The organism is Myxococcus sp. AB025B, assembly GCF_006518215.1.
Classification (GTDB): domain Bacteria; phylum Myxococcota; class Myxococcia; order Myxococcales; family Myxococcaceae; genus Myxococcus; species Myxococcus fulvus.
This window is the reverse complement of sequence record NZ_SRLW01000458.1, coordinates 1-5606: the sequence shown is the minus strand read 5'-3', so window position 1 is coordinate 5606 and position 5606 is coordinate 1. Positions and strand designations below refer to the sequence as shown.

Genomic DNA, 5606 nt, shown 5'->3' with positions numbered 1-5606 from the left:
CCGGCGGACCCCTCCCAGGCGCTCTTGGGCATCCCCGGCATGGACTTCTCCTCGCTGTCGGCGGCCTCCAAGCGGGAGCTGGCCACGGTCCTCAGCGATGAGTTCTGCTACTGCGGCTGCCCCCACACGCTGGGGGCCTGCCTGAAGTCGCACACCGGCTGCCGCCACGCCAAGCGCATGGCGCGGGTGGCCGCGCGCATGGTGTCCGAGGGCAGCCCGGCCACGGAGGTCATCGTCCAGCTGTCCCAGTACTACGGCGCCTTCCGCGAGCAGCGCGCGAAGTTCAAGGTGGACGAGCGCATGTGCATGGGCTCCGCGTCCGCTCCGGTGACGGTGGTGGAGTTCTCCGACTTCGAGTGCCCGTACTGCGCCAAGGCGCGGCCGGTGCTGGAGGCCTTCGCGAAGAAGAACGCCTCCCAGGTGCGCTTCTGCTACCTGCCCTTCCCGCTGTCCAACCACGTCAACGCGGTGCCGGCGGCCCAGGCGGCGCTGTGGGCGCGAGACCAGGGCAAGTTCTGGCAGATGCACGACGCGCTCTTCGAGAACCAGGACAACCTCAAGCCGGAGGCCCTGGTGGCGCTGGCGAAGAAGCTGGGGCTGGAGGAGGACCGGCTGGCGGCGGTGCTCAAGTCGGACTCGTACAAGCAGGAGCTGGAGGGCTTCCGCAACCAGGGCCGCGCGGCCGGGCTGTCGGGCACGCCGACGGTGTACTTCAACGGCCGGGCGCTGGATTTGAGCTTCATCCAGGAGGAGCTGCTCACCCACAGCCTGGAGGATGAGCTGGAGTGGGTGACGAACAAGAACGCCTGGGCGGCTGACTGACGCGGCAGATGACGCAACGGTTCCGCATCGACGCGGGGCAGCTCGTCCCCGAGGATCGCCAGAGCCCCTCTCCGTTGGCGGGGCGCTCGGGGACGTACGCGCTGATGCCCACGGCGCCGGACCTGCTCATCTTCTCCCGGGGGCCCAGCGAGGGCGGCAGCATCCCCGCGCCCCGGGTGGTGCTCTCCGGCGACGCGGGCGGCTTCCCGCTGTCGGACCTGATGGCCTTCCTCAGCCAGTCGCGCTGGAGCGGCATCATCCGGGTGCACTCGCCCGGCGGCGAGCGCTCGGTGACGTTCCGCGACGGCGAGGTGCGGGGCGCGTCGTCGGATGACCCGGCGGACCGGCTGGGCGAGGTGCTGGTGCGCCTGGGCTACGTGGAGCGGCCCCAGGTGGAGGCCGCGCTGAAGGGCCAGCCTCCGTCCAAGGTGGGCCGCGCGCTGGTGGAGAAGGGGCTGTTGCAGGCGCACGACCTCTTCAAGTGCGTCACGCACCAGGTCAGTGAGATCTTCCACGCCATCGTGCTGTGCCGGGAGGGGAGCTTCTTCCTCATCGACCAGCCGGTCGACGAGAAGGCCAATCACTCCATCCAGCTCTCCACCCAGAGCCTGCTGATGGACAGCATCCGGAAGATCGACGAGATGGCGCACTTCCGGAAGCGCATCCCCCACGGCCGGCTGTACGTGGCCAAGAAGCGCGGCTCCGACGGCAAGCTGGAGGAGGACGAGGACCGGGTGCTGGGGCTGGTCGACGGGCGCCGCACCATCCTGGAGCTGGGGCACGCGGCGCGGCTGTCGGAGTTCGACATCACCAAGGTGGTCTTCCGCCTGCTCGAGGGCGGCTTCGCGTCGGTGACGGACAAGCCGCTGCTGGTGCCCGTGGGGCCCGCGGCCGTCGCGACGGGGAGCGCTCCGACGCCGGGGCAGTCGGTGGGGCAGGGTGGCACCGCGCAGGGAAAGCCCGCGGCGAGCGCTGCGCCCACGGTGGACCCGCGTCCGGCGGCGCGCGTGTTCAACTTCATCTTCCGGGAGATTCGCGACGAGGTGGCCAAGCAGGGCATGGACCGCGAGTTCATCGCCGCCGCCAACGCCGCGCTGTCCGGGCAGGCGCTGTCGTCCTCGCCGGTGTTGGAGGGGCTGTCCTTCCAGGCGGACGGCAGCCTGGCCGAGGCGAAGCTGATGGAGTCCTTCGAGCGGCACCACGCGCAGCTGGGCTCCGAGCCGCTGGCCTCCTTCAAGCAGGCGCTCAGCGACGTGATGTTCTTCTTGTTGTTCCAGGCCGGTGAGCTGTTGGAGTCGCGCGCGGACGAGGACCTCGCCCGTCGTGTGAAGAAGCTGCTGGCGACGCTCGAGGGCTCGTGACGACGGATTCGGATTGGCCGCGGTTGACGGCGGATGTCCCCGGCTGTGGTGGTGGTTTCAAGCTGGTCCCCGAGGACTTCGAGGTCGAGGAGCTCCCCGCCTATCAGCCCTCGGGCGAGGGCGAGCACCTCTACCTGTGGCTGGAGAAGCGGGGCCGGGACACGCGCGAGGTGGTGCGCGCGCTGTCCCAGGTGCTGGGCGTGTCCGAGGACGACGTGGGCGTCGCGGGCATGAAGGACCGGCAGGCCGTCACGCGGCAGCTCATCTCGGTGCCCGCGCGCGCGGAGCCCAAGCTGGGCGACTTCGCGCTGGAGGGCGTGCAGGTGCTGTGGTCGCGCCGGCACGGCAACAAGCTGCGGACCGGGCACCTGAAGGGCAATCGCTTCCGCCTGCGCCTGCGCGGCGTGCGCGACGTGGGCGCGGCGCGGGAGTCCTTCACGCGGCTGTCCGCGGGCGGCGTGCCCAACTACTTCGGCGAGCAGCGCTTCGGCCGCGCGGGTGACAACGCGGACCTGGGGCGCCTGCTGGTGCTGGGGCAGCGGCTGCCGAAGCGGCCGGAGCGCTTCCAGCGCAAGCTGTACCTCTCCGCCTTCCAGTCGCGCATCTTCAACCGGGCGCTCGCGGACCGCGTGCGCGCGGGCACCTTGTCCACGGCCCTGCTGGGGGACGTGCTGCGCAAGGAGGAGACCGGCGGCCTCTTCGTGTGCGAGGCGCCGGAGGTGGACGGGCCGCGCGTCGCCGCGTTCGAGGTGAGCCCGGCGGGGCCGCTGTTCGGCCCGAAGATGACGGCCTCCGCGGGCGAGGTGGCGGAGGTGGAGGCGAGGCTGCTCGCGGGTGAGGGCGTCACGCTGGACGACTTCAAGCGCGGCGGCGGCGAGACGGAGGGAGGGCGCAGGCCGTACCGCGTCCGCCTGGGCTCGCCCGAGCTGACGCCCGAAGGTGAAGACCTGTGGCTCACCTTCGAGCTGCCCCGGGGCGCGTACGCCACCGAGGTCCTCCACGAGCTGCTCAAGGACGACTGAACTGGAGGCGTCGAGGCGGCGTTGTCCGCCCCGTTCCGATATTGCCGCCGGCGCGAGAGCTGGCTTGCGCCAGGCTTGATTCCCGGGCCATCGGGCCCTGTGGACCGGGGGCCGGCCCCGCGGCCACCGCGCTCATCCGATGACGGCCCCGATGTCAGGCTTGAGGCCCTTCGCATGCTCGGGCGCTCCAGCCAGCCGCTCGCCCGGGATGACGGCGCGGGCCCCGCCGTGGGCGCCGCGCCTGGAAGGCCCCGAGTCATCACGAGGGATGCCCGCCCCGCGCGATGACGGGCCCCTGGACGCAGGCGCGGCGGCAGGCGCCTTGTGTCCTCGCGAGGGGCGGTCCGTCCCGCGCGGTGACGCACCCCTGGACGCTGGCGCGGCGGCAGGCGCCTTTGTCCTCGCGAGGGGCGGTCCTTCCCACGCGGTGACGCACCCCTGAAAGCCAAGCGCCTCCGCGGGACGAAGCCCGGGAGGCGCTGTGCCTGCTTCCGCGTGGAGCGGAAGTCACTGCGTGATGATGTTGAACTCCGTGCGGCGGTTCTGCGCGCGGCCCGCCTTGGTGGTGTTCGGGCCGATGGGCCGCGTCTCACCGAAGCCCACCGCCTCCATCCGACCCGGGTCGATGTTGCGCCGCAACAGCTGCGCCATCACCGCGTCGGCGCGCTTCTGGGACAGCTTCAGGTTCGCCTCGTCCTTGCCCAGCGAGTCGGTGTGGCCCTCGATGCGGACCTTGGCGATCCACGGAGCGTCACGCAGCGCCTGCGCCACGTCGTCGAGGATGCCGTTGTTCTGCTTGTTGCCGAGGATCCGCGCGGAGCCCGAGGAGAAGAGGATCTGCTTCTTGATCTCGATGCGGTCCTTCTTGATGACCACGTTCTTGTACTGCTTCGGGCAGCCGCGCTGCTCCTTGGTGCCGGGCTCGTCCACGCACGCATCCAGGCGGTCCACCACGCCGTCGTTGTCCGTGTCCTTGTCCGGGCAGCCCGAGTTCTCCGGCGGGCCCGCCTCGTTGGGGCACTTGTCCTGGGCGTCCGCCAGGCCGTCGGCGTCGTTGTCCAGGTCGGGGCAGCCGTCCTCGTCCTGGAAGCCGTCCTTGTCCTCGGGCTCGTCCGGGCACTTGTCCTGGCCGTCGTTGACGCCGTCGTTGTCCCGGTCCGGGCAGCCCAGGTTCTGGATGGGGCCGAACTCGTTGGGGCACTTGTCCTGCGTGTCCACGACCCCGTCATTGTCGTTGTCCAGGTCGGGGCAGCCGTCCTCGTCCTGGAAGCCGTCCTTGTCCTCGGGCTGGTCCGGGCACTTGTCCAGGTTGTCGTTGATGCCGTCGCCGTCGCGGTCCGTCGGCGCGAGCGCGGGGCAGCCCTGGTTCTCCAGCACGCCGGGCTCCAGCGGGCACTTGTCGTTGGCGTCGAGCACGCCGTCGTTGTCGTTGTCCGGGTCCGGGCAGCCGTCCTCGTCCTGGAAGCCGTCCTTGTCCTCGGCCTGGTCGGGGCAGGGGTCGTCCTTGTCCAGCACGCCGTCGCCGTCGCTGTCCGTCTCCTCGATGCGCACCACGACCTGGGGCGGCTTCTGGGGCTCGGGCGTCGTCGCCTGCGGGGCCTCGGGGCGCTCGCGCACCAGCACCTGCCGGGGACCGCAGCTCTTCGACAGCTCCAGCGCCCGGTCTACCGCCGTGTCCGCCAGCCGCACGTGCGAGGCGGCGCGGCCGCTGTTGCCCTGGCTCAGCTCGCCCTTGGCGAAGTCGAGGTGGGCCTCCGCGGTGGCCAGCTCCACCGGCGCGCAGCGCAAGGCGCCGCTGCGGCGGGCGCGCTCGACGTCCGCGGCGAGCACCTGGGTGTCCGCGCGAATCTTGCTGCCGCTCACGCAGCTGGCGAGCAGGAGGGACAGGAGCGCTACAAGACAGGGACGCGTCATCGGGAGCACTCGGAGCGTCACGGGTTCGGGGTCCTCTCGCCGGTGTCACTGCTGCCCGACACGGACATGGCCTTCTCGCGCGCCTCGTTGGCGAAGCGCGACGCCTTCACCGCGAAGTCCACGCCGGCTTGATAGTCGGAGTAGCCAACCTCCTCGCGCGCCTTGTCGAGGTACAGGTTCGCGGCGGTCCACTCGTACGGAGCCAGCTTGTCGGCTCCGGCCGTGCGCGCGGCCTGAATCTGGACTTCGGCGTCGAGGATGTTCGCGGTGGACTTCACGGGGCCGCATGCGGCGAGCGCCCCGGCCACCGCCACCAGCACCGTCAGCTTCTTCATAGCGTGGCGCCTCTAGAGGAGGGACAGAGGCATCGGTCGTATCAATCGCCTCTTGGGGGGTCAAGAATCGGGCAGACCCTGTTGGAGGGGGGGGCGGCCCGGCGCCAGGGACTTTGACGGCCGGCGCATGGCTTGCCATCGTCCCCCTCCCG

Annotated in this window: 5 protein-coding genes; 3 read left to right on the top strand and 2 right to left on the bottom strand. The window is 71.0% G+C overall.

Translation table 11 applies throughout. The features are described 5' to 3' along the window. The 3 genes from FL311_RS40685 to truD all read left to right on the top strand — a co-directional run. Positions 1-822 (top strand): thioredoxin domain-containing protein (locus tag FL311_RS40685; RefSeq protein ID WP_141333016.1); only part of this gene is annotated, 822 nt, incomplete at its 5' end. A gap of 8 nt (positions 823-830) precedes the next feature. Further along, positions 831-2183: a DUF4388 domain-containing protein gene (locus FL311_RS40680; RefSeq protein WP_141333015.1), complete on the top strand. Its 1353-nt coding sequence runs from the start codon at positions 831-833 to the stop codon at positions 2181-2183. Then, positions 2180-3205 (top strand): tRNA pseudouridine(13) synthase TruD, encoded by a 1026-nt coding sequence (gene truD, locus FL311_RS40675; protein ID WP_141333014.1) that lies wholly within the window; start codon positions 2180-2182, stop codon positions 3203-3205. The genes FL311_RS40680 and truD overlap by 4 nt, the downstream gene beginning before the upstream one ends. Before the next feature lie 507 nt (positions 3206-3712). Here truD and FL311_RS40670 read toward each other — a convergent pair. Beyond that, entirely contained in the window at positions 3713-5119 is a 1407-nt protein-coding gene (locus FL311_RS40670) for an OmpA family protein (protein WP_141333013.1), read from the bottom strand. A gap of 17 nt (positions 5120-5136) precedes the next feature. Then, positions 5137-5454, bottom strand: coding sequence for a DUF4398 domain-containing protein (locus FL311_RS40665; protein ID WP_141333012.1), 318 nt, complete (start codon positions 5452-5454; stop codon positions 5137-5139). Positions 5455-5606 lie beyond the last annotated feature (152 nt).

Bases quoted from the DNA above. Each gene is read 5' to 3' on its own strand.
- FL311_RS40670 (WP_141333013.1), bottom strand. From the start codon at position 5,119: ATGACGCGTCCCTGTCTTGTAGCGCTCCTGTCCCTCCTGCTCGCCAGC.
- FL311_RS40680 (WP_141333015.1), top strand. From the start codon at position 831: ATGACGCAACGGTTCCGCATCGACGCGGGGCAGCTCGTCCCCGAGGAT.
- FL311_RS40665 (WP_141333012.1), bottom strand. From the start codon at position 5,454: ATGAAGAAGCTGACGGTGCTGGTGGCGGTGGCCGGGGCGCTCGCCGCA.